The sequence below is a fragment of the bacterium genome, from assembly GCA_031082185.1.
Lineage (GTDB): Bacteria > Sysuimicrobiota > Sysuimicrobiia > Sysuimicrobiales > Humicultoraceae > VGFA01.
Genome location: JAVHLI010000003.1, coordinates 35990 through 62259 on the forward strand (window position 1 = coordinate 35990; position 26270 = coordinate 62259).

At 68.6% G+C, this 26270-nt stretch carries 29 protein-coding genes and 1 riboswitch; all 29 genes read right to left on the bottom strand.

Annotation, left to right across the window (positions count from 1 at the left end; genetic code table 11):
• Positions 1–12: 12 nt before the first annotated feature.
• The 29 genes from hpt to RDU83_04160 all read right to left on the bottom strand — a co-directional run bounded on the left by hpt (position 13) and on the right by RDU83_04160 (position 26262).
• Positions 13–558, bottom strand: coding sequence for a hypoxanthine phosphoribosyltransferase (hpt, locus tag RDU83_04020; protein MDQ7840179.1), 546 nt, complete (start codon positions 556–558; stop codon positions 13–15).
• Between the two features lie 58 nt (positions 559–616).
• Complete coding sequence (pyrE, locus tag RDU83_04025; GenBank protein ID MDQ7840180.1) at positions 617–1192, bottom strand: orotate phosphoribosyltransferase; 576 nt, start codon at positions 1190–1192, stop codon at positions 617–619.
• Positions 1189–1878 carry an orotidine-5'-phosphate decarboxylase gene (pyrF, locus tag RDU83_04030; protein ID MDQ7840181.1) on the bottom strand — a complete coding sequence of 230 codons (690 nt, stop codon included), beginning with the start codon at positions 1876–1878 and terminating at the stop codon, positions 1189–1191. The genes pyrE and pyrF overlap by 4 nt, the downstream gene beginning before the upstream one ends.
• A gap of 5 nt (positions 1879–1883) precedes the next feature.
• Complete coding sequence (locus RDU83_04035; GenBank protein MDQ7840182.1) at positions 1884–2303, bottom strand: type II toxin-antitoxin system HicA family toxin; 420 nt, start codon at positions 2301–2303, stop codon at positions 1884–1886.
• Between the two features lie 65 nt (positions 2304–2368).
• Positions 2369–3343 carry a dihydroorotate dehydrogenase gene (locus tag RDU83_04040; GenBank protein MDQ7840183.1) on the bottom strand — a complete coding sequence of 325 codons (975 nt, stop codon included), beginning with the start codon at positions 3341–3343 and terminating at the stop codon, positions 2369–2371.
• A 65-nt stretch (positions 3344–3408) separates the two neighbouring features.
• Complete coding sequence (locus tag RDU83_04045) at positions 3409–3810, bottom strand: type II toxin-antitoxin system VapC family toxin (protein ID MDQ7840184.1); 402 nt, start codon at positions 3808–3810, stop codon at positions 3409–3411.
• Entirely contained in the window at positions 3807–4085 is a 279-nt protein-coding gene (locus RDU83_04050) for a hypothetical protein (GenBank protein ID MDQ7840185.1), read from the bottom strand. The genes RDU83_04045 and RDU83_04050 overlap by 4 nt, the downstream gene beginning before the upstream one ends.
• A gap of 79 nt (positions 4086–4164) precedes the next feature.
• Positions 4165–4521, bottom strand: a complete 357-nt coding sequence (locus tag RDU83_04055; GenBank protein ID MDQ7840186.1) for a nucleotidyltransferase domain-containing protein — start codon at positions 4519–4521, stop codon at positions 4165–4167.
• A complete protein-coding gene (locus RDU83_04060; GenBank protein ID MDQ7840187.1) occupies positions 4472–4705 on the bottom strand; it encodes a HEPN domain-containing protein in 234 nt (77 codons plus the stop codon). Before RDU83_04060 ends, RDU83_04055 begins: the two co-directional genes overlap by 50 nt.
• Positions 4675–4962 (bottom strand): hypothetical protein, encoded by a 288-nt coding sequence (locus RDU83_04065; protein MDQ7840188.1) that lies wholly within the window; start codon positions 4960–4962, stop codon positions 4675–4677. The genes RDU83_04060 and RDU83_04065 overlap by 31 nt, the downstream gene beginning before the upstream one ends.
• A gap of 167 nt (positions 4963–5129) precedes the next feature.
• Entirely contained in the window at positions 5130–6872 is a 1743-nt protein-coding gene (locus RDU83_04070) for an S-layer homology domain-containing protein (GenBank protein ID MDQ7840189.1), read from the bottom strand.
• A gap of 372 nt (positions 6873–7244) precedes the next feature.
• Entirely contained in the window at positions 7245–7655 is a 411-nt protein-coding gene (locus tag RDU83_04075) for a pre-16S rRNA-processing nuclease YqgF (GenBank protein MDQ7840190.1), read from the bottom strand.
• Entirely contained in the window at positions 7652–8476 is an 825-nt protein-coding gene (locus tag RDU83_04080) for a TonB family protein (GenBank protein ID MDQ7840191.1), read from the bottom strand. The genes RDU83_04075 and RDU83_04080 overlap by 4 nt, the downstream gene beginning before the upstream one ends.
• Positions 8473–10275 carry a TonB-dependent receptor gene (locus RDU83_04085; protein ID MDQ7840192.1) on the bottom strand — a complete coding sequence of 601 codons (1803 nt, stop codon included), beginning with the start codon at positions 10273–10275 and terminating at the stop codon, positions 8473–8475. The genes RDU83_04080 and RDU83_04085 overlap by 4 nt, the downstream gene beginning before the upstream one ends.
• 25 nt (positions 10276–10300) lie before the next feature.
• A riboswitch (cobalamin riboswitch) is annotated at positions 10301–10548 on the bottom strand.
• Positions 10549–10557: 9 nt separating this feature from the next.
• Entirely contained in the window at positions 10558–13359 is a 2802-nt protein-coding gene (locus RDU83_04090) for a fused MFS/spermidine synthase (protein MDQ7840193.1), read from the bottom strand.
• Position 13360: 1 nt separating this feature from the next.
• On the bottom strand, positions 13361–14266 hold the full coding sequence (locus tag RDU83_04095; protein MDQ7840194.1) for a DUF3084 domain-containing protein: 906 nt from the start codon (positions 14264–14266) through the stop codon (positions 13361–13363).
• The gene (locus RDU83_04100) at positions 14263–15879 is read right to left on the bottom strand and encodes a glycosyltransferase family 39 protein (protein ID MDQ7840195.1); all 1617 of its coding nucleotides are present in this window, start codon (positions 15877–15879) and stop codon (positions 14263–14265) included. Before RDU83_04100 ends, RDU83_04095 begins: the two co-directional genes overlap by 4 nt.
• A complete protein-coding gene (locus tag RDU83_04105) occupies positions 15864–16934 on the bottom strand; it encodes an LptF/LptG family permease (GenBank protein MDQ7840196.1) in 1071 nt (356 codons plus the stop codon). The genes RDU83_04100 and RDU83_04105 overlap by 16 nt, the downstream gene beginning before the upstream one ends.
• A gap of 5 nt (positions 16935–16939) precedes the next feature.
• Positions 16940–17656 carry an LPS export ABC transporter ATP-binding protein gene (gene lptB, locus RDU83_04110; protein MDQ7840197.1) on the bottom strand — a complete coding sequence of 239 codons (717 nt, stop codon included), beginning with the start codon at positions 17654–17656 and terminating at the stop codon, positions 16940–16942.
• An 11-nt stretch (positions 17657–17667) separates the two neighbouring features.
• Entirely contained in the window at positions 17668–18429 is a 762-nt protein-coding gene (locus RDU83_04115; protein MDQ7840198.1) for an LptA/OstA family protein, read from the bottom strand.
• Positions 18430–18490: 61 nt separating this feature from the next.
• Entirely contained in the window at positions 18491–19090 is a 600-nt protein-coding gene (gene lptC / locus RDU83_04120; protein MDQ7840199.1) for an LPS export ABC transporter periplasmic protein LptC, read from the bottom strand.
• Positions 19091–19118: 28 nt separating this feature from the next.
• A complete protein-coding gene (gene lpxB, locus RDU83_04125; GenBank protein MDQ7840200.1) occupies positions 19119–20291 on the bottom strand; it encodes a lipid-A-disaccharide synthase in 1173 nt (390 codons plus the stop codon).
• Entirely contained in the window at positions 20278–21117 is an 840-nt protein-coding gene (lpxI, locus tag RDU83_04130; GenBank protein MDQ7840201.1) for a UDP-2,3-diacylglucosamine diphosphatase LpxI, read from the bottom strand. Before lpxI ends, lpxB begins: the two co-directional genes overlap by 14 nt.
• Complete coding sequence (lpxA, locus tag RDU83_04135) at positions 21096–21923, bottom strand: acyl-ACP--UDP-N-acetylglucosamine O-acyltransferase (protein ID MDQ7840202.1); 828 nt, start codon at positions 21921–21923, stop codon at positions 21096–21098. Before lpxA ends, lpxI begins: the two co-directional genes overlap by 22 nt.
• Positions 21910–22407 carry a 3-hydroxyacyl-ACP dehydratase FabZ gene (gene fabZ, locus RDU83_04140; protein MDQ7840203.1) on the bottom strand — a complete coding sequence of 166 codons (498 nt, stop codon included), beginning with the start codon at positions 22405–22407 and terminating at the stop codon, positions 21910–21912. Before fabZ ends, lpxA begins: the two co-directional genes overlap by 14 nt.
• On the bottom strand, positions 22400–23248 hold the full coding sequence (gene lpxC / locus RDU83_04145) for a UDP-3-O-acyl-N-acetylglucosamine deacetylase (GenBank protein MDQ7840204.1): 849 nt from the start codon (positions 23246–23248) through the stop codon (positions 22400–22402). The genes fabZ and lpxC overlap by 8 nt, the downstream gene beginning before the upstream one ends.
• Positions 23245–24771, bottom strand: a complete 1527-nt coding sequence (locus RDU83_04150) for a hypothetical protein (GenBank protein ID MDQ7840205.1) — start codon at positions 24769–24771, stop codon at positions 23245–23247. The genes lpxC and RDU83_04150 overlap by 4 nt, the downstream gene beginning before the upstream one ends.
• A complete protein-coding gene (gene lpxD / locus RDU83_04155) occupies positions 24768–25808 on the bottom strand; it encodes a UDP-3-O-(3-hydroxymyristoyl)glucosamine N-acyltransferase (GenBank protein ID MDQ7840206.1) in 1041 nt (346 codons plus the stop codon). Before lpxD ends, RDU83_04150 begins: the two co-directional genes overlap by 4 nt.
• 28 nt (positions 25809–25836) lie before the next feature.
• On the bottom strand, positions 25837–26262 hold the full coding sequence (locus RDU83_04160; GenBank protein ID MDQ7840207.1) for an OmpH family outer membrane protein: 426 nt from the start codon (positions 26260–26262) through the stop codon (positions 25837–25839).
• Positions 26263–26270: the final 8 nt, after the last annotated feature.

Consider the following 26270-nt stretch of genomic DNA (forward strand, 5'->3'; position numbering starts at 1 on the left):
GCCTCCCTGTGGCTAGATGCCGTAGAGCTCGGGCTTGAGGACGCCTATGAAAGGCAGGTTCCGGTAGCGGCCCGAGTAGTCGAGTCCGTACCCGATGACGAACTTGTCTGGGATCTCGAACCCGCGGAAGTCAATCGGCACCTCGCGCCTGCGGCGCGGACGCTTGTCCAGAAGCGCGCACACCCTCAGCGAGGCCGGATACCGGGCCTTGAGCGTCTCGAGCAGGTAGTCCATGGTGAGCCCTGTGTCAATGATGTCCTCGACCACCAGCACGTGCCGGCCCTCGATGCTCTGATTCAGGTCCTTGAGGATGCGGACGATGCCGCTGCTCTCGGTAGCGTCCCCGTAGGAGGCCGTGGCCATGAAGTCCACATTGCAGGGGATAGTGATCGCCTTCAGGAGGTCGGCGAGAAAGACGAAGGCACCCGTTAGGATGCCGACCAGCAGTGGTTCTTTGGTGCCGTACTCCAAACTGATGCGCCGTCCGAGTTCCCGGATTCGGTCCTGCAAGACCTCCTCCGGGATAAGGATTTCGTCGACGTCGTCTGCCAGGCCCAACGGCGGTCCTCTCCTTGCGCTGGGATTTCAGTAATTATAGGCCAGCCCCCACAGGGCGTCAACCGGGTGTGGCGCGGCTGCCCGGCTTGCGTACGGGCACTCCCTCCCGGCACTGCGGGCACCGGTCGGGAGCAAACGTCGGCAGGTCGAGGGTGATGAGCGCTTCCAGATGGGCCTTCAGGTCCATGCGGCCGCCGGTCCGGTCCACCAGCGCGCCGAAACCCACCACCGCGCCGCCGGCGGCCCGCACCAGGGAAGCCACCTCCGCGGCCGATCCTCCGGTCGTAACAACGTCCTCCACCACCAGGACCCGCTCGCCCACGGCGATCGTGAAACCGCGCCGCAGCGCCATCTGTCCGCCGTCCCTCTCTGCGAAGATCGCGCGCACGCCCAGTGCCCGCGCGACCTCGTGCGCGACAACAACGGCGCCCAGGGCCGGGCCGATCACCACCTGCGGCCGCAGCGGCCGCAGGCGTTCGGCCAGCGCCGCGCCCAAGGCCTGCGCCTCCTCTGGGTACTGGAGGATCAGTGCCGATTGCACGTAGATGGGACTGTGCAGGCCGGAAGAGAGCAGGAAGTGACCGTCCGCCACCGCGCCGCGCCGACGAAAGCGAACGAGCCAGTCTGGACTCATCGCGACCCGGCGTCCCTTGCTGCGGCCATCTCTTCCGCTACCGCCTGCGCGGCCGCCGCCGGATCCGGGGCGGCCGTGATGGGACGGCCGACTACCAGGTAGTCCGCGCCGGCCCGCACCGCCTGCCCGGGAGTCGCCACGCGCGCCTGGTCGTGGACGGCTGCCCCGGAAGGCCGGATTGCCGGCGTCAGCACTCGGAACGCGGGACCGCAGGCGGCCTTGATCTGCGCGCACTCCTGCGCCGAGGCCACAACGCCGTCGAGGCCGGCCTCGCGGGCTGAGGCGGCGGCGCGCAGGACGCCAGCGCCGACCCGGCCGGCGTCGCTGGTCAGGCGCGTGACGCCTAGCACGCGGGTCGCACCGCCGGATCGCCGGGCGGCGTCTGCCGCGGCCTCCATCGCCGCCGACCCGGCGGCGCAGTGAACGGTCACCAGCGCAACCCCGAGCTCCGCCGCGGCCGCAACGGAGCCGGCGACCGTGTGCGGGATGTCGTGGAACTTGAGGTCGAGGAAGACCTGCCCGCCGGCGGCGTGCACGGCACGCACCGCCTCTGGTCCGGTCGCGGTAAAGAGCACGGATCCTATCTTGAACCAGGGAGTCACCGGCAGCACGCGGTGGACCAGGGCTGCGGCGGCCTCCAGCGTCGGGAGGTCCAGGGCGACGACGAGGGCTGGGGTTCTGGCCAACGGCTCTAGACCGGGACCTTCACCCGGTACTCTCGGACCTCCGCGATCGGGAGGCCGAGCGCCCGGCGCGCGGCAATCCATTCTGCGATGGCATCCTTCACGTTCTCGAGGGCTTCCTGCTCTGTCATGCCTTCCGAGATCACTCCGCGCAACGCAGGAACTCGAACAACGTAGACGCCGCTGGAAGCGTCGTAGTCCATGATCGCGGTAAACTCGGTCCCCATCAGTTCCTCCACGCTCATCCCCATCTCCTCAAGTATGGCTCGAAGCGTGCCCGTCTTCAACACGCGATGACGAGGAACCGTCACCGTGATGCTACCCCGCTCGATAACCGTGTGCTTCCGCCCTTCGCGCACCACGCGCCAATCGGCCCGGGCAATCCCCCGGAGGAAGAAAGCAGTTGGAAGGTCTCTCGGGAGTCGCACTCCAACATGTCCCTCACCTCCTCCATCGACCGCTCCACCCGGACTTACCGTGTCCTTGCGCGCCCTCACCGCCCGGCAGAGCCATCCGGGCCCGAATGAGGGACGTTATCCATGCCTTCCAGCGCCCTGATGAGATCGGTCACCCGCTCGATGCCCACCTCAGCCATGTACGCCCGCAGGCCGTCGGTGATCTCCTCTGCCGCGCGGGGGTTGTCAATCAGCGCCGAGGCCACGGCCACCGCGTGCGCGCCGCAGAGCAGGAACTCTACCGCATCCTCCCAGGTGGCGATCCCTCCCATGCCGATGATCGGCAGCCGGACCGCCTGCGCCACGTCCCACACCATGCGCAGCGCCACCGGCTTGATCGCCGGCCCGGAGAGCCCGCCGGTGCCCGCGCCCAGCCGCATCCGCCGCGCCCGCGCGTCCACCGCCAGGGCGTTCAGGGTGTTGATCAGCGCCAGCCCGTCGGCCCCCCCGTCCGCGGCCGCCCTTGCCACGACCGTGATGTCGGCCACGTTCGGGCTGAGCTTGACAAACAGCGGGAGCGGAGTGCGCGCGCGCACCGCAGCGACCAGCGCGTGCGTGCGGTGGGGATCTGTGCCGAAGTGCAGTCCGTCCTCGACGTTCGGGCAGGAGACGTTGAGCTCAAGTGCGGCAACCCCCTCCTCATCGCTCAGCAACTCGGCGAGGGCCGCGTACTCGTCAGAACGGTGGCCGGCGATGCTCACGATGATCGGGCGCCCCAGCGTGCGGAGGAACGGCAGGTCGCGCGCGATGAAACCGGCGACGCCGGGGTTGCGCAGGCCCACCGCGTTCAGCCACCCGCCGGTCACCTCGACGGTCTGCGGCCCGGGATGGCCCTCGCGCGGCTCCAGCGTCACCGACTTTGTAACGATGCCCCCGAACGCCCTGAGGTCGTAGGCGGCCTGCACCTGCCGGCCGAACTCCAGCGGCCCGGGCGCGGACAGTACGGGAGTGGGAAACGTGATGCCGGCGAGGGTGACGGAGAGCGTAGGCCCCGATGGGAGACCTTCGCTCATCGCCCCGGCCTTCCAACTACTGTTATATGTCATCGGCGACTTCCACGCGAGGGTATCCCGGCCTCCTACCAGTACATCTTCACAAGCCCGGACCGGGCTATCTCGCTGTCCTTGGAAATCAACGGGATGCCCAACTGGACGGCGGCGGCAACAATGAGGCGATCAAAGGGATCGGCGAAGCGCCGCATGGCCCACGCCTCCTTCACGTGGACCGGTTCCATCGCCACGGGAGCGAACCCTGGCGACTCGAAGAGACTGTCAACCCACGCCGGGAAGGGGGTCCGGAGCCGGATCTTGCGGTGCTCTTCGAGTAGCGCCAGCTCAAGTATCACGACGGTAGGGACGTAAATGAGCAGCCTGCCCTCCGTGCACGCCTCGAAGGCTCTCCGCGCGCGCACGCTGAGCTTCTGGCGAGAACCTGCCCACCAGATGAGCGGGTGTGTGTCGGTGATCAGGGCACCCGTCATGCGGCAGGATGGCGGCGGACCGCTTCCTGCAAAACCTCCCCGACAGACGCCCTCTCCAGATCCGCCATCACCTCAATCGTGTCCCTGAGGCGGTCTCTCTGTCTGCGGTCCCCCGACGACACGAGAAGGTGCCGCAGCATCCCGGGGTGCAGGAGGACGGCAACGGGTCGCCCCCGCGAGGTGATCTCGACGGCGACCTCCACCCCGACCGGCAGTTCCCTGGTGACCAGCGCGCAGAAATCTCGCCTGACCTCGGTGATAGGCATCCGCCTCATCTTCACGGCCACCACCCCAGATCTGAGCAGATAATCTGCTCAGATCATAGCCCCACCGGATCGGCCGGTCAAGCGCCCCCTACGGCTCTTCCGCGGCGAAGAGGACGACGCCTCCCGCGGTCATGCGATCCAGGCGATCACGCGCGGCCTCGGCCTCCTGAAACGTATAGACGTGGGGCTCCAGGCCGGGCACTGCCAGCGATGTCTTCACGGCGCCGAAGGCATCTTCTCGCTGGTCCCCCTGATAGACAACCAGGAGATCCACGTCGCTGGCCACCGTATGACGGCCGGCTGCCCAGGATCCAAACAGGACCACGCGCACGAGGGGGAGCCGCGCGGCCAGGGCCGGCATGCGCTCCCTCAGCGCGCCGATCAGGGCCTCCCGGTCAAACCTTGGAAAGAAGACCCTGGCAGAAGGCGAGGATCTGCTCGGCATGTGCGATGTGCCTCCTGGCCTCCTCCGCAGTGTACCTGCTGGCTGGCGAGCCGGTGGGATGCGCGTTCGGATAGCGGCTTGGGATGTAGGCCTTGTCCAGGTCCAGAGCGCCGTCAAGCAGGGCCTGCGGCACACCGCGGCGTGCCCAGTCCTCTAGCCCCGTGCCTTGCGCACGACCGTCCACTTTCCGCCCACGGACTTCACCAGGTCGCCGACCTCGACCGCCATCCAGAACTCGTAGGGAACGCCGTACTCCTGGTGGTTGATCACGACCATGTACGGGGTTTGCTCCCAGACGCGGGAGCGCTTCTCCGCGACCCAGCCGATGATCTCGGCCTGGGAACTAACCCCCGATCCTCCGGTGGGAGAACCCGGGCCCCCGCAGGAGGGCAGGATCTGCGCCACGGCCAGCAGTGCGACGATCGCCATCACCTTGATCATTGCCCATCATCCTCCGTCACCTTCGCGGTGTCGTCCCCATTCTACACCAAATCGGGTTGGCCGCAATCCGCCGCGCGGCCCGCGCCTGGTCCCCAGCAGAGTCCGGAAATGAAGTCCCCCGGGGAGGAGACCCTCCCCGGGGGACGATAGAAGGAGCCGCTACCCTGTTACCAGGAGTAGGTCAGCTCTGCGCGGTAGAACTTCATGTACTCGGCCTGGGCGTAGCCGAGCGCGTAGTTCGGCCCCTTCCCCAGGTAGTAGTTGAACGAGATGGTTGTGCGCGGCGCCAGCGTGTGCGCCAGGCGGAACCACCACTCGCTGTAGGCGTTGTCGACAGTCGGCCAGTAGTTGGTGCCGGCCTCGTACAGGATGCTGCCGGACCAGGCCGGAGAGAAGGTCAGGTTCAGCCGTGCCAGGTAGCCCTTCATGTTGAAGGCATAGGCCTGGCCGGTGATGGTCGTCGCGTAGGTGTTGATCGGCCAGCACGCCGCAAACGGGGCAGCACCGACCGCGGTGCAGGCGCCGTCCAGCGGGCCGTAGTCGTGGTACTCGAGGTCCAGGGTGGGCCTCCAGGTGGAGAACCCGATCAGCCGGGCCAGGTCGAGGTTACCGCCTACGCGCCAGGCCTTTGTGGTCGGAGAGGCCACCAAGGCGTTGGTCGTCCACGAGGCGTAGTCGAAGTACATCCTGATGCCTGGAACCAGGGTGCCGGCAGCGTCAAAGCTCCAACCCGATCCGCCGCCGACATTGGTCGGCGCAGACGGAAGCACCCACTCCTGGAAGTAGCTCCCGCCAAGCGTCCAGCCAGGCAGGATTGCACTGGAGGTCACGCGCACCATCCGGTTGTCGCGGATTGTCTGGGATGCGCCCGTGCCGGCGCCGACGGGAATGGTGCAGTAAGGGACGGCGGGGGGGACGGGGGTGACGAGGGTGCAGTTGTCGCGGAAGAGCGCCAGGTCAACGTTCAGCGGTCCGAGCACCCACCTGGACAGGATACCGTCCGAGGTCCCGGTGGTCGTCGTCCCGAGAGGCAGGGTGGAAAAGCCCGCTGGCGCTCCGACGACAGCCGCGCCGCCCGCGCTGCTGCTGGCCGGGTCGTAGAGCAGGCCCACGCCGTAGGGGCCCTGGGGGGACAGTGAGTAGAACTGGCGGCCGATTCTCCAGAGACTCGCGCCGTAAACGTTCCGGAGGTCGAGGTAGAGCATGTCGAAGGTGACGTTGTTGTAGGCGTAGTTGTGGCCGAAGCGGACGTCGTAGCCGATGCCGGCTGTGTTGGCCTGGTTGTTCGCCGTCAGCCGGATGACGGCCGTCGCGTTGGGGGCAATCGTGCCGGTGAAGGTCAGCCGGGTCCGCATCCGGCCGTCGGGGTGCTTGTTCTGTGCTCCGCCGCCGCTGGGGCCTGCCGGGAACACGTTGTAGCGGAAGCGGGCGTCGCCGGTGACCCGGGTGTTGTCCATCCGGGCGCGGAGAGCAGCCAGCTCCTCCTCGACCGCGGTCACCCGCACGCCGAGGGCGGCCAGCTCAGCCCGGAACTCCGCCACGAGGCGGTTCAGGGTCGTGATGCTGCCGGTGAGACGGGTGTCAAGCGCGCGAAGCGCCGTTGTCTGCGCGGTCATGGCAGTGGTCAACTGGCCGGTCCGGACCAGGTCCGGGGGCATGGGCGGGATCTTGATGGCCTCGATGCGCGCCAGAACGCGCGCAACTACCATGGCCATCTCGTAGCGGGTCATAGCCCGGTCGCCGCGGAAAGCCCCATCGGGATAACCCTCGATGAGACCCTTGGCCGCCAGCTCAGCGATCGCATCGTATGCCCAGTGATCGGTGGGCACGTCTGCGAACGGCTGCGCCATGGCGGGGGCGACCAGCGTGAGAGACAGCAGAGCTGCTAGAACGACAGCAATGTGCTTCATCGTTGGTTTCTTCCCCCTTCAGGTGTGTGTTGCGTGTGTCGGGCCTTCCGGCACACGGCGCGGGGGATGGAGTGAGCGTGTTTCCTCAACCTCCCGGCCTGTTCCCTGGGCCCTTCGTCCCGCCGCCTCGGTACCCTACCCTCTCCCCGGCCCTCCTCTCCGGGTGGGCTCCGCGATGCCTCTTCGGCCGCGGCTGCGGATGACGCCCTTCAATACTTATGTGAACACACTATCATTCAACCCTGTCCGGCGCAATAACCGGAACATGGGCGGCACAGATGGCGCAACAATCTCTCCCTTGTCCCTTCGCCGCCCAAAGCCAGAATCCTCCTCCCCGGACTTCGAGAAGTCAGATCTGTCTACGCCGCGTGATCACCGGCGTCCCTCCAGAACCGCCTCGGCCAGCAGCACCGCCGCGTAATCGTCGTAGGGCTCAGGCGGCGTCTGGAGAGTGCGCGGCACCAGCCGTCGCCACCCGCGGGGGGGGTGTTCATCGAAGTAGCGCGACCGGGCCCGCAGCGTGGTGCCCGCCTCCTCGACAACCGACACCGGGGCCACGCCCGCGTCAGCAAGCAGCGCGATCACCGTTGCCGAGGCGGTGCGGTTGCCGACGACCACCTCGGTCACCCCGTACCGCGACTGCCAGTCCCGCACCAGCGCGGGCAGCGCCTCGCGCGAGACCACCGCCCTCGCGTGGACCTTCCCGGGCTCGCAGACTGCCACGCCGCACCTGGCGCGGCCCGGGTCAACCGCCAGGATTACCTTGCTGCCGGGCCTGCTCACGGCGCGCTCACGAACGCAACCCAGATCAGCACGACGCTCGCAATGGGCGCGCCGTCCCGGCGCGCCGGCAGGAACTGCCAGAGATAGGCAGCAGCCGCGGCGGCCGCGTCCAGTTCGGGCCTGCCCGAGCTCACCGCGACCTCGACACGGCCCACCGCGCCGTCCTCGCGCACCAGGAGCCGCAGCCGCACCCGCGCTGAGGCCTGTTCCGGCCGCGCCTCGGCGGCAAGGCCGGGGGGTTCCACGATAACCCGCCAGGCATCGGGATGGCGCGGCGGATGCAGGGCAACGGGCACCGGGGGCGTGACGATCGGGGCAGCGGTGACCGGCGGCGGTGGCAGTGGAGACGGTGCCGGTGGATGCGCCGGCAGGGGGGCAGGAGCGGCGGCAGGCAGCGGCGCTGCGGCGTCGGCACCATGCGCCCCGGCTCCTGGGCCGGGCTGGGGCGCTGCGGCGGTCGAGGGTCCGCCGCTTCCCGCGGCAGGTGCAGCCGCCTGCAGTGTCTGGGCCTGTGGTGTCTGGGCCTGTGGAGCCCGGGGCCTTCCTTTCGCGGCAGCGCGGCGCGGCGGGGATTGTGTTGCCGCCGGCCTCTCCTCTTGTGGCCTCGGCGCCACCACGGCCTCCTCCTCTGGCAGGCCCGACTCCTGCGCCGCCGATGGCGCAGGTATGGCAGAGGCCGTGGCATCGGGCACCGATCCGCCCGGCCGCGCAGCCGGCGCCACATCGGCGGTGCCTCCCCTGCCGCCCAACAACACCGCGCCGGCGACCGCGGCCAGGAGGGCCAGCGCGATCAATGCGATTGCGGCAGGCGGCCGTTTCATCTCCGAAGCACGTACTCCACCATGAGCGTTCGACCGGGAGCAGGATAGCCCTGCACCGGTTCGTAGCGGGCATCCAGCAGGTTCTGGACGGAGAGGCGCAGCGCGGATCCCGCATTCAGCGGCACCTGCGCCGCCAGACCGACGCTCACGTACGCCGGCAGCGTCACCGTGTTGGCGGAATCGGCAAACCGCGCGCCTACCAGGACCGCTGAGGCGGTCGCAGAGGCGCCGCGCGGCAGCGCCGCGCTCAACGCCAGCGCCGCGCTGTGGCGCGCCCGGTTGGGGAGATCCAGCCCGGTGGCCGTATCGGTGGCCGCCAGCCAAGTGGAGGATGCGCGCAGGTGCCAGATGGGGTTGATCGCGCCCTCGAACTCCACCGACGCGCCGCGCAGCGACGCCCTGCCCACGTTCTGCGGCGAGAAGACGAAGAACGCGTCAGGGACCCAGAGTATGAGATCGCGCACGTCGCTCCAAAATACCGTTGCGCGCGCCGTGGCGCGGGGCCCCAGCGAGGCCTCCAGCCCGGCGTCCACCGACCAGGCGTGCTCGGGCCGCAGCGCTGGATTGCCGACGGCGAAGCCGTCAAAGGGATAATAGAGATCGGCCATCGTCGGCCCGCGGAATGTGCGGCCCGCCGCCAGCCGCAGGCGCAGGTCGGGCCGGAGGAAGTAGACCAGTCCTACCCGCGGGTTGATCTGCGCGCCGTAGACCGAGTGCAGGTCAGCGCGCAGCCCGGCAGAGAGCAGCAGGCGCGGTCCGAGCACGCGGTCGTCCTGCACGTAGAGCGCGCCTACTGTTGCGGACCGCTCTCCCACGCTGGTGCTGCGCAGGTGTTGAAGTTGCGCGTCGGCGCCCAGCGCCACGACCCGAGAGGCGGAAATCCGCGCTGTGCGCTGCCACTCCGCGGCCCAAGCCGTGCCGGTGTGGCTGTCGTCAGTCCACCAACTGGGATCGCGGAAGGCCAGGTTCTCCCGGTGCACCGTCAGCCGTAGGCGGTCGGTGGTGGTGCCGCGCTCCTGCTCCACCGTCAGTGCCGCGGCCAGGCGGCTGTCCTCCTGCCGCGCCAGCGGCGAGGGCCAGAAGGTGGAGCCCGGAGAGCCGCGGGATCCGGTCGAACCGATCAGACTTAGGTCCCACCGGCGACCGGGTGAGGCGTCGCCCAGGCGCAGCGAGAAGTAGCCGCTGCGCAGATCGCTGTTGGGCCGTTCGCCCGTAGCGGCGTCGTACCGCAGCGTCAGGCGGGCCGCTCCTCCGCCGGCGATTCCCAAACTCAACAGGCCGAAGGAGCCGCCGCCCACCGTGGCCGCATCCGGCGCCCGGCGGCGCGTGACGATGGAGATCACGCCGCCCATCGCGCCGCTGCCGTAGATGGCCGAGAACGGCCCGCGCAGCACCTCGATGCGTTCGATGTCGTCAATCGGGATGGTGCTGAGGTCCACGGTCCCTGCGAAGACGCCGTTGAGTGGAACGCCGTCCAGCAGCACCAGTACCTGCTCGGCGCTGCTCCCCCGGATGCTCGGGGTGATCAGGCCTCCGGCTCCACCGTACGCGCGTGAGGCCACCTCGGGCAGGAACGCGATCGCCTCGCCGGCGGTGCGCACGCCCAGCCGCCGCAGTTCCGCGGCCGTGATCACCGACACGCTGGCCGGCGAGGCCGACGCCGGCTGCGGCCTCCTGGCCGGCGAGATGACGTCGGGCAGTTCGAACTCGGGTGGGGGTTCCTGAGAGAACAACGGGCCAGAAGGGCCCAGGGTCAGCGCAGCACAGAGCAGTGCGGACAGCAGAACACGAACGAACAACCTGCCCACCTCCCTTGCCTCGAAGGCGTGTGGCATCGGTGCAGGCAGGTCTTCTGGCTCCGGGTCATCGCAGGCCGCCGGCCTTCCCGGGAAACCTTCCCAGTGGCATGACCCTTTGGGGTGGCGCCTGCTCTCCGTGACAGCGGCGGGACCGCGCCGGACTTCCCCGGCTGCAACGCGCTGAGCCGCAACGCGCAGACGGGTGATACCGGACTTCCCTTTTATGGCGCAGTGCTTGGTGCCCCTGCGCCAACCTGCACCGCTATGAGATATGTTCGACGGCTAGGGCTGCTTTCCTCTTGCCCTCTCGGCCAGCGCTCCTGCCCTGAGATCGTTGGGCGCCAGGCGTAGCGCCCTCTGCGCCAGCGCCAGCGCCCGACCGGCCTGCCCTGCCTCCAGGAGCACCTCGCCCAGGGCCACCAGCGCTTCGACGTTACCGGGCTCGAGCGCCAGCGCCCGGCCGTACGCCTGCTCGGCATCGCGCACCCGGCCGACCTCCCGGTACTGGTTGGCGAGGCCCAAGAAGAAGGCGGCGCGCTCCGGCGCCATCGCAGTGCTCCGCTCCATGTAGGGAATCCCCAGTTTCGGCCGGCCCAGGGACGCGTATGCGAATCCGATCAGGTAGATGGCGTCCGCATCGAGGTCGCGCACGCTCTCAAACCCTGATATGCGCGGGAACGATGGCGCGCCCAACTTGCTCAGGAACGTCTCGATCTCCGCGGTGGTGTCCGCATAGAGCAGGCGCGGCGTGCGGAACTCCATCACAGGACGATCGTCGGTGTGCGGACCTGCGAGGCCCAGCGTCAATGCGGCGATCTGCGGCTCGCCCAACATGTGGCCGGCGAACAGCGCCAGCGGGTGCCAGATTCCGATGGACCGGAGGTCTTCTCTCACGCCCGGAACCTTCTCCATGCGGTCGGCCACCTGTGCTTGGTCCCAGTTCAACTGACCGGTCGAGCCGATGAGCAGGAGGTCGCCGACCCCGGAGGTCCAAAGCTCGGCACGCGTGAAGACCGAGCGAAACGTGCCGACCAGCAGCGCCAGGTCAGGCGGAGCCAGGGTGTGCGTGTGGATCCACTGTATCATCACGCCGCCGGGCCGGAGCCGGGCCCGGACGGCCCTGTAGAACTCGAGTGTGAACAGCGTGCCGGTCCCGGCCACCCAGAGGTCGGAAGGGTCGGAGATGACCACGTCATACCGGTCGGCCGCCGCGAGCAGCCGGTTGCGGCCGTCGGCCACGAGTATTCTAAGCCGCGGATCGTCCAGCACCCCCTGGTTGTGCCGGCCAAAGAGCCGTGCCGCCTCCCGGGCCGCGGGCTCTATCTCCACCACGTCAATGCGGCGCACCGGGTACCGCGCCACCGCCGCTGCGGTGACGGCCGTACCCAACCCCAACACGAAGACATCTTGAGGAGCGGGATGCAGCAGCATCGGCAGGTGCCCCAGCAGGAGCTGGTTGGCCATGTCGCTGGGATAGGTGGACGCATCCGTCTTGCCGTTCGACCGGTAGATCAGCTGCCCCTCGGTTTCGTCCACGGAGATCGTGGAGTTGATCCCGTCACGGTAGTACAGCAGCCGCAGCGCTGCCACCGTGCGTGTGAAACCCTCCACCGAACCGAACCGCGGGGCAAAAAACCCGATGCCGGCGGCGAAGACTTCGCGTGGCCAGGGCGGGAGGGTCAATGCGATCAGGAGCGCTGCGGCCGCGGGCGCCATCGCCGGCAGCCGGCGCCTCCAGGGCAGGGGCGCCCGCAGCAGGACAGAGATGCCGGCCAGGAGGTTGGCCAGCGCTCCGGCCAGGATCGTCGCCCGCACACCCACGGCCGGGATGAGCACGAAACCGCTCAGGTACGCGCCGGCCACGGTGCCTGCGGTGTTGGCGGCGTAGGCGGTCCCGATAGAGCGGCCCACCCGCGACAGCGCCGGGCCGATGATGCCGACAACCGCGGGGAAGGTGGCGCCCCAGAGTAGGGCGGGCACAAACCCAACCAGTCCTGCCAGGCCGATCTGCGCGGCGATCTGCCAGCCGAAGGCGTCCCGAAAGACCGGGAAGAACCGCATGAACAGGAACGGCAACTGCGGGGCGATCAGAAGCGAGACGACGGTCCAGAGCCCGATCAGAAGCTCGATGACCGCGAAGGCGAGAACATGGCCGCCGGGAGTCAGGCGCATCCGGCCGTACAGCACGCTGCCTATCCCGATCCCGGCCAGGACCACGACCACAATCGTGCCGAACGCGTAAACCGACGATCCCATGACCATGGCAAGGAGCCGGGCCCAGGCCACCTCGAACGTCATGGCCGCGAAGCCGGACAACCCAAAACCCTGCAGCACCACGAAGACCGTGACGGGATCGGGCGGCGCAAGGCCGGCCTCGGGCACAAAGCCGGCCTCGGGCAGGCGGCCGGTCCCGGGCGTACCGCCGGCCCGGGCGGGCTGCTGTAGTCCCCGCCGCCGCACCGCATCGAGCAACAGCGCCACTGCCCCGATCACCAGATTCACCGATGCCGCCAGCCGCACCGCAGCCGAGAGTCCCAGGAACGGGAGCAGCCCGTAGGCGGCCAGGGCGGCGCCCATGGCAGCGCCGACGGTGTTCCAGCCGTAGAGCGATCCCACGCCCCGGACAGTCCCTCCCGCGCCCACGGCGAGATGGCGTACCAGCAGCGGCACGGTTCCTCCCATGAGCACCGTGGGCGGCAGTATGACGAGTGCGCTCAGCACGAACTGCGCGCCCGCGTAGAGGCCGGGCCGGCCTTCGAGCACCGGATAGAGCCCCAGGTAGACGATCTCCATCCCGCGGAAGATCCACGGGCTGGCCAACCCGTAGAGTCCGGTAGCCACTTCCACCAGGCCGAAGAGGGCAATCGCCCCACCCGGCCTCCGGTCCGCAACCCTGCCCCATACCCATGCGCCCACGGCCAGGCCGCCCAGGAAGGCCACCAGCACCGTGCTGGTGGCCAGCGTGGTGCTTCCGAACACCAGTGCCAGGCGGCGCATCCATACCACCTGATAGATGAGCGCGGCCAGACCGGAGCCGACGGCCATCGCCAGCAGCAGCGACGAAGGCGGCCTGGGGGTTGGCATGCTACTTGAGGGCAAAGGTCACCGCCAGCGGAGAGTCGGTCATGATGTTGCCCCGTGCCAGGACCTGCACGCGCACCTCGCGGCGTAGCTCCGCGATCCGCGTCACCATGGCCCGGTGCTCGTCCCCGTCAACCTGACCGCGGGGCAGTTCGGTGATCCGGGCCAGCGGCGGGGAAAGGATCTTGGCCTGTGCCCGCTCCGCGGCCTCGTCAACCAAGGCAAGCAGGCCGCGGCTGATCTGCTCGCGTGGCGCACGGCCGTCAACGAGACCGTCCCAAAGCAGCGCCCCCTTCGCATAGACAAGACGGCGGTCCACGAGCTGTACGAAGATCAGCAGGGACTCGCCCCGCAGTGAGTTCTCCTGCGCCACTATCCGCACCACGGTCTCCCTGCCGCGGAGCGAGATCAGGCGCGCGAGCGCCTCCCATGTCAGGTTGGGTGGGTAGAGACTGAACACCGCGCCGGTGACCAGGTTGGGGGCGACGCCGTTGCCCGCGGCGGCGTCCACCGCCCGCAGCCGCAGCGCGTCCAGCCGGGCGAGGATCTCGGGCTGCGGCAGCCGGCCGTCAATTACCTCCCGCAGCACCTCCTGGTTGCGCATGTAGGCGATGTCCCCTCCGGCCACCTCGCGCAGCCGTGCTTCGGCGTCCTCGATCTGTCGGCGAAGATCGTCTAGCTGGAACAGCCCGACTCGAGCGTCAGAGGACACCAGCACCACCGAGACCAGCGTGATAAGGGTGATGAGCATGCCAGTAGCCACGGTGATCAGGTGGGCGGTGTGCCTCGGCCTGAGCCCCAGGATGGTCAACCGGCGTCGGCCGATCGCCCGCCCGACCATGTTCCCAACGTATGCGACCACTCCGCTGACAACGATCAGCACCGGGATCAGGATCAGACCGAACGTCACTTGGCGCCCTCCCCTCCGGAACACGGCCCGGGCCCTTCCTTCAGGAAGATGCGATACCCGCGGTCCTCTCCCTGCAGGCGCGCGCCCGCGGGAAGCGACGTTGGGGTCCACCATGACGGCTGGTGAGGAGGAACGACGACAAACAGCCGCCTGTGGCGGCAGATCGCTCCTACCAGATCATCGGGACTCTCAACCCAGATTATGTGGCGGCCGGAGTAGAAGCCGAGCGAGGCGGACGTGTTCATGGCCACCGCGGCCACCGCATCGGAAGGGCGCGCCTCCTGGGCTATCGCTCGGGCAATCCGCGGCAGGGGACGATATCGCTCCATAGCCGGAAGCGTGAGGTGAACGAGCACCGGCACGGCGACCACAGGTGTCAGCAGCAGCGCCGCCAGGGCTGGAGGCGGGCGGCGGATCAGCAGAAGGCCGGCAGCCAGCAGCGGGCCTGCGGCGAAGACGGCGGCGGCGGCGGCCAGCGGGACGCGCAGATCCAGCATCTCGGCGGGGAACTTGATCCATCCGTAGAGCGCGATCGCCGCCACGAACGCCGCCGCGGTTGCCGCCAGGAGCCCAGTTGCCATCCGCATCAAGCCGGCCGTCTGCTCCTCCCACAGGCGCGCAATCCCGATCGCCAGCAACGGGTAGACCGGCAGGATGTAGTTGGGCAGCTTGGTACCGGCCAGTGAGTAGAAGAGCAGCGTGATTCCGCACCACAGGAGGATCACCTGGCTGCCCAGCTCGCGGCGCCGCCGCGCGTGGTAGGCGACCGCAGCGGGCAGGAACGCGGTCCAGGGAAAGGCCCCTACGATCAGGACCGGAACGTAATACCACCACGGTCCGGGTTGGTTCTCGACCACGCCGAAGAAACGGCTGAACAGGTAGTAGCCGACCGCGCTGCGGAGAAACGGCTCGCCGTGGCGCAGCGCCTCGATCAGATACCACGAGAGCCCGATCAGGCAGAAGAAAGCCGGACCCAGTAGCGGAGTCCTGCGCCAGGCGGACCAGTCGCGCCGGACCAACCACAGCCCGACCACGGCCATGGCAGGCAGCAACAATCCAATCGGCCCTTTCGTCAGGGTGGCCAGGCCTGCCCACACCCATGCCCACACCGCGGCGCGGCCGGAGCCGCCGGTGTAGGCGACCAGATACATGTAGAGCGCCAGCAGCATGAACAGCACCAGCGTGGGATCGAACACGCCCAGCCGCGACTGGACCAGGAACTGGAATGTCGTGGCCAGGATTGCCGCGGCAAGCACTCCGGTTGCGGGCCCGTAGAACAGCCGTGCCAGCAAGAAGGTAACGCCAACCGCGCCGGCGCCGGATATCGCGGACCAGATCCGCACGGTGGCCTCGGTAAACCCGAACGCCCATCCGGTCATGGCCTGGAGCCAGAAGAAGAGGGGAGGGTGCACGAACCACGGCCGGCCGTTGCTGTGCAGGGTGATCGGATCGCCGGTTTCTAGGATCTCACGCGAAACGCCGGCGTACTTGGGCTCATCCTGATCCCAAAGGGTACCCGCGCCGAGGCCGTATCCGAAGAGCAGTAACGCGGCCAGGGTGATCGCCAGCAGCCGCCTGTACTCCGCCCGGCCTCCGATCACCGGGCGAACCACAGGAGGCAGCCACCGCCGGTTGCCACCATTAGGTTCGGCAACCATGCTGCCCAGAAGGCAGGGATCTGGCCGCGCTCTCCGAGCGTGATCGTAATGGACATCAGGAGGTAGTAGGCCAGGAGCACCAGCACCGTGATCCCAAGGCCCGTAGACCGGCCCGACCGGTGCGGCCGCAGCCCCAGAGGCACCGCCAGCAGAGCGAAGATGAGACTGCTCGCCGGAAGAGCCAGCTTGGCCTGGAGGTTGACGGCGTAGCGCACGGCACTCTCCCCGGCTGAGCGGAGCGTGGCGATCTGAGCGCGCAGCTCGCCGATCGTCATCTCGCTGGGATCGCGGCGCGGGACCGCTATTTGCTTCGGCGTGCGTACCAGGGCCACCCGCATCTCGTCGAACGTGGTCGCCACCCCGGAGCCGGCTCCGAGCAGGTACAGGGTCCCCTGCTTCAGTATCCACCCCTGCGGCGCGTAGCGGGCCTGCCCGGCTTCGATCAGGCGCGCCGGCCGGCCTCCTTGAAACTGGGTGATGACCACGCCGTACATCGTGCCGTCACTCGTGTGGAGTTCGCGCGCGTAGAACACCGAGTCCACACCGTCCACGGGTTCGCGGAAGAGCACGTGTTGATGGACCGGCCGGGGTTGGGCCTGAAGTGCCTCGCTTAGGATCTCGCGGTAGCGCGTCTCAGTTCGGGGCACCACCCACTCGCTCATGCCCAGCGACGTCACGGTTACTGCCGCGCCTACGGCCAGCACGGGCAGCGCGATGCGGGCCAGGCTCCAGCCGGTGGTGCGCAGGGCGGTGATCTCATTGCGATCGCTGAGCCTACCGGTGGCCAGCAGCGTGGCCAGTAGCGTGGCCATCGGCAGGCCGTAGACCGCGAGGTACGGCACCCGCAGCACCAGGAGGAACAGGTTGGTTCTGATGGGCACGCCTGAATCGGCCGCCAATCGCGCCAGAAAGAACAGGTGGTTGACCAGCAGCAGCGTGGTGAAGACCGCGACACCGAACAGGAAGATGCCGCCGACCTCGCGCAGGATGTAACGGTCAATCAACCGCATCGGCGTCAGAGCCGGAACCGCTCGCCCAGGTAGAACCGCCGGGCGTCCTCACTGGCCATTATCTCCTCGGCGGTCCCCGCGAACAGGATGCGGCCTTCATGGATGATCTCCGACCGGTTGGTGATCGCCAGGGTATCCCGCACATTGTGGTCGGTTATCACCACGCCCAGCCCACGCCGGCGTAAGTGCACGACCACCTCCTGGATCTCGGCCACCGACTTCGGGTCCACGCCGGTGAACGGCTCGTCCAGCAGGATGAACGACGGCTCCATGGCAATCACCCGCGCTATCTCTACGCGGCGACGCTCTCCGCCGGAGAGCGTCGCCCCAAGCTGGTGGCGCAGGCGGGTCAATTCGAACTCCTCGATCAACCGGTCCGCCATCTCCTGCCGCGCGGCCCTGGGCCTGCCGTTGGCTTCCAGGACCGCCGCGATGTTCTCCTCAACCGTAAGGCCGCGAAACACCGAAGGCTCCTGGCTCAGGTAGCCGATCCCGCGCCGCGCGCGCAGGTGAACCGGCAGGTTGGTGATCGGCTGGTCGTCGAGCCAGACGTCACCGGCGTCAGGACGGATGAGACCCACGATCATGTAGAAGGTCGTGGTCTTGCCGGCGCCGTTGGGCCCGAGCAGGCCGACGATCTCCCCGCGTTCAACGCTGAGGTCCACGCCGTCCACCACGGCGCGACGGCCGTAGTGCTTGAAAAGCCCTCTCGCTGCCAGCATCCGGTCGCCCCCTAAGGCGGTACGACGGTCAACCGCGGGGTTCCGCGGGCCGTGATCCTCGTGCCGTCCAGGTCCACGTCAATCTGCTCGGCCGTCAGCCGGTCGCGCCCCCGGTCCACGCGCGCGTCGCCGGTCAGCGTGGCCCGGCCCTCCTTCAGGAAGATCTCCACCCGGCGCGCGCTGCCCGAGAGGTCCCCGCGGCGCAGCCGCGCCGATCCGATCCCGCGGCCGATCTCCTCGTCCATCAGGAGCGTGATGAGGTCGGCCGTCATCTGGGCATCCCTGAACCGCGCCTCGGGCTCGCCGGTGGCGGTAGCGGTCCGGGTGGCATCATCGTACTCCAGGCGCCGGCCTGAGAGCCTCCATTCTCCACGGAGGAGCAGGACCCCACCGGTCGCAACGAACCGCCTGGTCTTGAGCGACCCCTCGACCTCAGGGGCGGTCAGCGTTGCGGTTTGGTCTCCGCGCCCACTTGTCACCCGCACCGCGCCCCTGGCACGGATGCGATCATCACCCAGGTGGAACTCGACCGAGTCGGCCCGCACGACCAGGTTCGCGTCGGCAAGTTCGGCACCGGCCTCCGCTGTCAGAACCCGCGCGCGCTGGTCGTAGCGGATGCGGGGCGAGCGCAGAACCGTCGTGCCTCGCGTTGCGACCGCCGGCGTGCCCTCTGCGCGCCAGATCCCGCTGCCCTCGTCGTACTCCACGTAGGTCGCGCCGGAAAGCTCGATGACCGAGGTTCCGGCGGCGGTCGGTGCCTGTGCCCGCGCCACAGGGCTCCAGGACGCCCAGAGCGCGACCGCCGCGCAGACCGCCGCGCACTGACCGGGGAGGCTACTGCGCAACCGTAACACGGATGTTACCGCTCATCCGGGTGCGCTGCAGCGACACGTCCGCGACCAGATGGTCCCCATGTACTATCATGCCGGACTGGCGCAGTGTCACGCTTCCAGAGGCCTCGATCTGTTGCGTCTTGGGAAACCACCGGACCACGTCGGCCTCCAATGTGTGTCCCGAGGTCGCCCGCGCACGCACGCGGCCCGATAGCGTAACATTGCGCGTGGCCACGTAGAAGGTGCCGCGCGGAGCAGAGAAGGCGATGGCCGGCTCACCCGCTTGAAAGTACGTGCCCTCGACCGCGGCAAGCGTGGCCGTGCTTGAAGCGCTGTCCACGGCCACCGACTCCGCGCGGATGTCCCACTGACGGCGGCCCGCGGCGTCAACCGTCGAGATGGCCGTTCCCTCAACTTCAATCGGTGGTAGGCGGGCCGCCCGCGGGCTTGGAGATGGCCCGGCTGTTGGACTCGCCGTCGGTCCGGCGGCCAAGCCGGGACGGCCGGGCGCGGGTTCGGGCGTCTGCAGCAACGCCCAGATGACGAGAGGTATCACGGCGATGCCCAGGCCGATTGCTATCCACCGTCCGCTTCGGGACATCGCCGCTACGCCTCCTTGGCCGCCGGCCTCATCTTACCGGACGGCTCGATGGGCGTTCAAGGCCGGAGGCGGCGGACAGCACCTCCGCGGCTGCGCGCCGCGCGGCGCCCGGAGGTCCCAACGCTTCCGCCAGGGAGCGCAGCCGGGTTGCGATCGCCTCTCGCGCCGACGCGTCGCGGAGCAGTGCCAGGACTGTGCGGCTCATTTCATCGGCGGTGGCTCGGTGTTGAAGCAGCTCCGGCACGATCTGTTCTCCTGCCATGATGTTGGGAATCGAGACCCAGCGCACGTTGAACGCCGCCCGCGCGTACCACCAGGTTGGACGCGAGACACGGTAGGTAATCACCATCGGCACGCCGAGGATCATCGCCTCAACGGCGGCGGTCCCGGATGCCATCAACAGCACGGTGCTCGCCGCCATGACGTCGCGCGATCCGGGAACGATCGCCACCGGAAGGCCAGACGAAGCAACGGCCGCGGCCAGCCGGTCGCGGAAAGCCGGGGAGGCGACGGCCATCGCGAACTCCACACCGGGTGAAGCGGCGCGGACGGTGCGGGCGGCCTCCAGCATGGGCAAAAGGAGTGCATCCAACTCGAGTCCACGGCTGCCCGGGAGCAAACCGACCACCGGCGCAGCGGGTGCAATCCCGATCCGGGCCCGCGCGCCCTCCGCCCCGCCGATCGAACGCGCCAGGTCGGCCGCAGGATGCCCGACGAAGGCGACATCGGCGCCGGCGCGGCGGTAGGCCTCTGCCTCAAATGGGAAGATGGCCAGCAGGCGGGCGCCGAGCGCGGCGACGCGGGCGGCACGATTCCCTCTGCGAATCGCGACCATGGGCGGGACGTAGTACACCGCCGGGATGCGTCCCCTGAGCCGCTTCAGCAGCGCCAGGTTGAAACCGGGGAAATCAATGAGCACCAGCGCATGCGGCGGGTCGGCCACGAGCCGGTCCACGAGCCCGGACAGGCGGCGTAGAAAGGGCGACAGGCGCCGCGCTGCCTCAAACCAGCCGATGACGCCCCAATCGCTGCTGTCCGCAACTAGCGAAACCCCTGCCGCCTCCATGTGGCGTCCGCCGATTCCCTGCATGCACACCGTGGGGTCCAGCGCGGCGAGCGCGCGCGCCAGTTCAGCACCGTGTAGGTCGCCTGAGACCTCCCCTGCCACCAGGAAGAGCCGGAGGGGTCTAGCTGTGTGCATGAACCGGCGTGCCCAGCCGCGGTGTATCGGCGGCGACCACCGTGATTCCCGCCGCGTCGGCATCGGCAATCATCCGGTCCCGCTGGATGATCAGCGTGCGGTGTGCGTCAATGCCCAACACCCGTGCCGAGGCCTCGCGCATCGTCGTGATCGTATCCGGGCCGACCGTCGGGATGTCGAACCTGGGATCCTGATAGTTCCGGCTGACCTTCACCACAACCGTCCCCGCCGCGATGGCGCCGGCGCGCCGGATCGTGAGATCGGTGCCCTCCGCGGCCTCCACGGCCAGGATGACCCCGCGGCGCACCACCACCGTCTGTCCAACATCCAGGTCTGCGATGCGCCTGGCCACCGACCGTCCAAATCGCAGGTCCTCCTCTTCTTCGGGCGAGGGCGCGCGTGCCGTCAACACGCCTGTCGGGGCCAGCATGTCTCCCACGAACACCGTCTGGTCAAGCAGCACGATACCCTGCCCTGCCAGCAACGCGGCCAGATGTCGAAAAAGCGGAACGTCACGGTGGTCGCTGGCGCTCGCCATCACGCGTTCCATCATGGCGTCGCCGCGGGCCAGTAACTCCTCCCGGCCGAAACGGCCCGCGACCAGCACCTCGCGGACGCGGTGGGTCCGGAGCGTATCGAGCACCTCCTGCAGCGCGCCGGGTGAGCAGCGCTGGTAGTGATCAGCCAGATCCAGGAGGGCCGACGATTCGCCGGCGACCTGCAGGCACACCAGGGCGAGCCCGCGGGACTTGATGGCCCTGGCGATGACCTCGGGGAAGAACCCCGTCCCTGCCAGCAGGCCTATTATTCCGCTCTGGGTTGCCATCGCACTATCCCCCGGGTGCGCTCTCTGGCCGACCGGATGAAGGCAAGGAACTCCTGCGCCACAGGGCTGTTGGCGGCTTCTGCCTCGATTGCCCGCAGCGCCTCTTCCATGGTGCGCCGCTCCCTGAAGAACTGCCGGAACACGCGCTGCAGCACGAGCCGTTCGGCCGGCGGCACGCCCTGGCGCTGCAGGCCGACCCGATTCAGGCCCACGGCCCTGGCCATGAGCCCGGCTGCCATCACGAACGGTGGCACGTCCTGGCGGGCTCCAGACAGCGCGGCCAGCATCACCAGCCGGCCAATGCGGACGAACTGGTGCACGCCTGAGAGGCCGCCCAGATAGGCCTGGTCCCCTACCTGGGCCCATCCGCCCAGTTGCGTTCCGCTGACGATCGTGGTGTCGCTGCCCACGACGCAGTTGTGGCTCACACGGACCGAGGACATGATGAAGTTCCTATCCCCAATGCGCGTCTCGTTTCCCTCGCCGGTGGCGCGTTCGATGCTGCAAAACTCGCTGAACCTGTTCCCGTCGCCGATGACGACGCGGGTCGGCTCCCCGCAGTAGGCCCGGTCTTGCGGCTGACCGCCGGCCACCACGTGGGCGGCGAGCTGGTTGTCGCGACCCATCTCCACGTTGTCGTGAATCACGGAGTGCGGGCCAATCACGGTCCCGGACCCGACAACGGTGTTTGCTCCAACCACGGCGTAGGCGCCTATCTCAACGCCATCTTCCAGGCGCGCGCTCGCATGCACGATCGCGGTCGGATGCACGACGACACCCACGGAACCGGTGCTAGGATCGCGCATCGTCGTCCACCCGCGGATCCGCCTGCCCCACCGTCTCGGCCTCTACCGAGAAGAAGAACGTCAGCGTCCCTTCGGCAACGAGATTACCGTCCACGCGTGCCTCGGCCTGAACCTTCAGGAACCTGCCCCGGTGCTTGACGAGATCCACGCGGACAACCATCTGGTCGCCGGGCACCACGCGGCGGCGGAACCGAACGCCGTCTATGGCCCCGAAGTAGGCGAGACGTCCGCGCAGTTCGGGGTCGTCCAGCACCAGGCAGGCGGCGACCTGCGCCATCGTCTCGACCACGAGCACGCCCGGCATCACCGGATGGCCGGGAATGTGGCCGACGAAAAACGGCTCGTTGATTGTCACGTTCTTTATCCCGGTGATGCTCCGCCCGGGGTCGAGGGCGATGATACGATCCACCAGCAGGAAGGGATACCGGTGGGGCATCACCTTCTGTATCTTCTCAATGTCCCACATGCCGGCCTCCTTACGCATCACGGCCGCCTCCAAACCGCCGTGCGATCTCCCGGGCTAGGGCCACGTGCAGCCCGTGTCCGGCGCGTACCGCCACGATGTGCGCGCGAACGGGACGGCCGAGCAGCCCCAGATCGCCTATGGCATCGAGGATCTTGTGCCGCGCCATCTCGTTGGGGAACCGTGGCTCGTTGAGGAACCCGTCCGGACCTATGGCCAGGACCGTCTCCAGCGATACCCCGCGTGCCATCCCCTGGGCCCGCAGCGCTTCGATCTCCGCCGCCATGCCCCATGTGCGGGCCGGGGCGATAGAGGCGGCGTAGTCGTCCAGGTCCTCCCGGAACTCGGCCATCTGCGGCGCCATCGAGGCCGCGTTCGCGGTGACCACATAGGTCACCCGGAACCGTTCGCAGGGCATGGCCGCGATCATGCTGCCGCCCTCGCTCACCCAGACCGGCTCGTCCGGCACCATTGGCGCCCTCGGCGCGTCCTGATTCACAGTCCCCGCTGCCTGCAGGGCCTCAACGAAGATCAGCGCGCTGCCGTCTCCGCACGGTAGCTCCTCTCCCTCCACTTCGACCAGCAGGTTATCGATCCCCAACCCGCACGCGGCAGATATGAGGTGCTCCACCGTTGCCACGCGTACGGAGCCGCCGAGCACGATGCTCCGCGCCGTTGCCACTACTTCCTCAAGGCGTGCGGGAATAGGCGTTGCGCCGGCCACATCGGTCCGGAGGAACGCGATGCCAGCACCGGCAGGCGCCGGCAGCAGGCGCGCAACGGCCGGCGCGCCACTATGGAGGCCGGCCCCCCGGATCGTGACCGGACGGGCAATCGTGCGCTGGCAGCCGCCGGTAATCACCGCGGTCTAAGCGCCAGCCGGACCGGATAGAACGACCCCGCGACCGGCATGGTCACCAGCACGATATCCCTGGTACCGCCCGGTGCCACCGTGAACACCGTGACGGCGCGTTGCTCTCCCGCGCGCATCAGGCCGACGTCCGCGGGCGTGCCGTCTATCAGGAACAGGCCGCGGGCCAGGCCGCCGGCTGCGGTGGCGGTCAGCGTCGTGGCCACCTCGCTACCCGTGGGATTGGTCAATCGCAGACGTAGGCGGTAGAGGACGCCGTAGTCGCCCACCAGCGGTTCGCCTGTCCGCACATCCACCAGATTCGACATCACGCCCAGATCGGCGAGGTGCGCGGGTTCGTGGGCCGGTTGCTCCCGAACGATCTCAACCACGGAACCGGGAAAGGTGCCCCGAGGGTGCGGGAACGCCCAGGGCCCGAGATCGGTGGTCACGGTCCGGTCGAGCAGCCAGGGCAACCGGACGTGGACCGTCAGGTCCACCGGACCGCCTTCGGTCACCTGGAACTGCATGATGCCTGACACGAGGGCCATCGGGGCAAGCGTGTACGCGGTAAAAGCCGCCTTTCCCCTCGGGGGCACCTCCACGAAGTAACCCCGGCCTGCAAGCACCGCGCTCAGGAATCGCGCGGTGGAGGCAAACCCGACGTGGATCGGATCGGGCGAGGGTCCGGCAATGCCGCTGAGGTAGTGGACGCGGGCCGCGGCCGCGCCTGGGTTTGTCAGCGTGACCTTGAGAACCCGCACCTGTGACGGCGTGCCGTTCATGTGGTGATAGAGCAGCCGCGCGGGCCTGTCGCGGACCAAGGATTCATGGAAAAGCAGGCCGTTACCGGTGATCACTTCCGGCCGGTTGCTGACCAGCAGCGCCGCTGGGTCCGCCAGCACAAGGGGCTGATTGGTGACCGTCACCGCAACAGTCCCGCGTACGGGTCCCGCGTAGGGACTCCGGATCTCTACCGCCACCTCCGTGGTCGTCGAGGTCTCCGGCGCCAGAGCACCCTCGATCGCGATCGGCCCCAGTTCCATGATTGCCCCGGGTTCACGCCGGACCGTCTCCTCGAGACGGCGCTGGACCGCCTCCCGGATGAGGTCCTGGGGAGCCGGGGCTCCGGTGACGGCCACCTCCACGACACGAGGAATCACGCCGGCAGGCGGGCGTACCGAGATGCCCAACTGGGCGCGGTAGGCTCCCACCCTCAAGGGCACGACCGTACTGCCTGGGAGCCGGGCCGTGACGCGCAGAGTGCCGGACGCCACTACCACGTCTGCGACCCGGCGGTCGAAACTGCCCAATCTGATCTCCCCAGGGACGGCAGCGGAGACCGAAACGATGGCCGTTCCCCCGGGAGAGAGGATCACGATCGGGGGCACGATCGCGATCGCCGGGCGTCCGCGAACCCTCAACTCAGTACCGGCGGGCCGGGGCGTTGCAGGACGGGGCGTTGCGGGCTGGGGAAACCCGAGCAGTAGCAGCCCCATTAGAAGGGCTGCGCAGGCCGGTCGCAGATGCATCATCCCGGGCGCTTGCGGACGCCCTGCCGGCGCGACCGCCCGGCAAGCTGCGCCTCGATGGCGGCGACCCGTTCTGCCAGATCGGGAAGCCGCCGGACCGAGGCCATTGCCCTCATCTCCTCGCGGTGATCGCGCGCGGGAAAGCCGGAGACCGTCGCGCCGTCTGGGACATCCCTGGTAACCGCGGCGCGAGCCAGCACCTGCGCGCCGGCACCTATCCGCCTGTGATCAGCCACGCCTGCCTGGCCTGCCAGGACGACGCCGCTCCCGATGGTCACGCTCCCGGAGATGCCCACCTGAGAGACAACCAGCACTCCCTCGCCTATCAACACGTTGTGGGCCACCTGTACCAGGTTGTCTATCTTAGTTCCCCGACCGATGCGCGTCTCCCCGAGCGTGGCCCGATCCACCGCGGCGTTAGCGCCGATCTCGACATCGTCCTCGATCACCACGCGGCCGAGGTGCGGCACCTTGAGGTGCACTCCCTCTTCCGTGGCATACCCGAACCCATCGCTGCCGATCACCGTGCCGCTGTGGATTGTGACGCGATCACCGAGCACGCAGTCGGCGTAGATCGTCACGTGGGGGTGCAGCAGGCAATCGGCACCGATCCGAACCCGGGAGCCGATGTTGGTGCCCGCATGAACCGTGGTCCGCGGGCCGATCGCGGCCCCGGAGGCCACCACCACGAACGGACCCAGCAGGACGTCCGGACCGATGCCGGCGTCGGGAGCGACAACAGCGGTGGGATGGATCTCCCCCGGTCCCCTCCCCTCCGGCGCGAACGCGGAGAGGACGCGGGCGAATGCCGCGCGCAGGTTGCCTGAGCGCAGGAAAGGCTTGGCAGAGGGGGCCGCGGTGCCCGCCACCAACAGGGCGGCGGCAGGTGAGGCCTCGGCGGCTGCGAGATCCCGCGGATCCGAAACCATCACCAGCGCCCCCGCATGAGCATGCGCCGGGTCGGTGACCGCGCTTATCTCCACCTCACCGGACCCGACCAGCTCTGCCCGCGCTAGATGCGCCAGTTGCGCGAGCTTCATGGAAGACTCCCGGCGTCGCCTGGGGACGCTACTTCAACCTGTCGATCACTTCCTGCGTAATGTCCACCGTGGTCCCGGGCCTGCTGTAGACCACCGGACCCTTGAGAATCACGCCGCGCAACCGCTTCTCCCGAACCACCTGGAGGATGGCCTCGCGGACCTCGCGATTCAGGGAAGCCTCCAGTTCGGCCCGCAACCCTTGGAGCTCACGGAAGTACTGCTGCCTTCGCGCCTCCAGGTCCTCCTTGGGGAGCCGGTTCACGAGCATCTGCAAATCCGAGGTCATGGCGGACTCGCGGTCGTCAATCTCCTTCTGGTAGCGGAGCGCTTTGGCGCTCTCGGCCAGGATCCGCGGGCTGTCCACCAGCCCGATCCTCCCGGCTGTGCATCCCGTCGCGGCCGCCGCAACAACTGCCAGAGCCAGGGCAAGCACCGCCGTACGCCGATACCTCATGCTATCTC

Bases quoted from the DNA above. Each gene is read 5' to 3' on its own strand.
- RDU83_04090 (MDQ7840193.1), bottom strand. From the start codon at position 13,359: ATGCCAACCCCCAGGCCGCCTTCGTCGCTGCTGCTGGCGATGGCCGTC.
- RDU83_04160 (MDQ7840207.1), bottom strand. From the start codon at position 26,262: ATGAGGTATCGGCGTACGGCGGTGCTTGCCCTGGCTCTGGCAGTTGTT.
- lptC (MDQ7840199.1), bottom strand. From the start codon at position 19,090: ATGTCCCGAAGCGGACGGTGGATAGCAATCGGCCTGGGCATCGCCGTG.
- RDU83_04080 (MDQ7840191.1), bottom strand. From the start codon at position 8,476: ATGAAACGGCCGCCTGCCGCAATCGCATTGATCGCGCTGGCCCTCCTG.
- fabZ (MDQ7840203.1), bottom strand. From the start codon at position 22,407: ATGCGTAAGGAGGCCGGCATGTGGGACATTGAGAAGATACAGAAGGTG.
- lpxI (MDQ7840201.1), bottom strand. From the start codon at position 21,117: ATGGCAACCCAGAGCGGAATAATAGGCCTGCTGGCAGGGACGGGGTTC.
- lpxD (MDQ7840206.1), bottom strand. From the start codon at position 25,808: ATGAAGCTCGCGCAACTGGCGCATCTAGCGCGGGCAGAGCTGGTCGGG.
- RDU83_04045 (MDQ7840184.1), bottom strand. From the start codon at position 3,810: ATGACGGGTGCCCTGATCACCGACACACACCCGCTCATCTGGTGGGCA.
- RDU83_04070 (MDQ7840189.1), bottom strand. From the start codon at position 6,872: ATGAAGCACATTGCTGTCGTTCTAGCAGCTCTGCTGTCTCTCACGCTG.
- RDU83_04065 (MDQ7840188.1), bottom strand. From the start codon at position 4,962: ATGATCAAGGTGATGGCGATCGTCGCACTGCTGGCCGTGGCGCAGATC.
- RDU83_04150 (MDQ7840205.1), bottom strand. From the start codon at position 24,771: ATGATGCATCTGCGACCGGCCTGCGCAGCCCTTCTAATGGGGCTGCTA.
- pyrE (MDQ7840180.1), bottom strand. From the start codon at position 1,192: ATGAGTCCAGACTGGCTCGTTCGCTTTCGTCGGCGCGGCGCGGTGGCG.
- lptB (MDQ7840197.1), bottom strand. From the start codon at position 17,656: ATGCTGGCAGCGAGAGGGCTTTTCAAGCACTACGGCCGTCGCGCCGTG.
- RDU83_04040 (MDQ7840183.1), bottom strand. From the start codon at position 3,343: ATGAGCGAAGGTCTCCCATCGGGGCCTACGCTCTCCGTCACCCTCGCC.
- RDU83_04055 (MDQ7840186.1), bottom strand. From the start codon at position 4,521: ATGCCGAGCAGATCCTCGCCTTCTGCCAGGGTCTTCTTTCCAAGGTTT.
- lpxB (MDQ7840200.1), bottom strand. From the start codon at position 20,291: ATGCACACAGCTAGACCCCTCCGGCTCTTCCTGGTGGCAGGGGAGGTC.
- RDU83_04050 (MDQ7840185.1), bottom strand. From the start codon at position 4,085: ATGAGGCGGATGCCTATCACCGAGGTCAGGCGAGATTTCTGCGCGCTG.
- lpxA (MDQ7840202.1), bottom strand. From the start codon at position 21,923: ATGCGCGATCCTAGCACCGGTTCCGTGGGTGTCGTCGTGCATCCGACC.
- RDU83_04105 (MDQ7840196.1), bottom strand. From the start codon at position 16,934: ATGCGGTTGATTGACCGTTACATCCTGCGCGAGGTCGGCGGCATCTTC.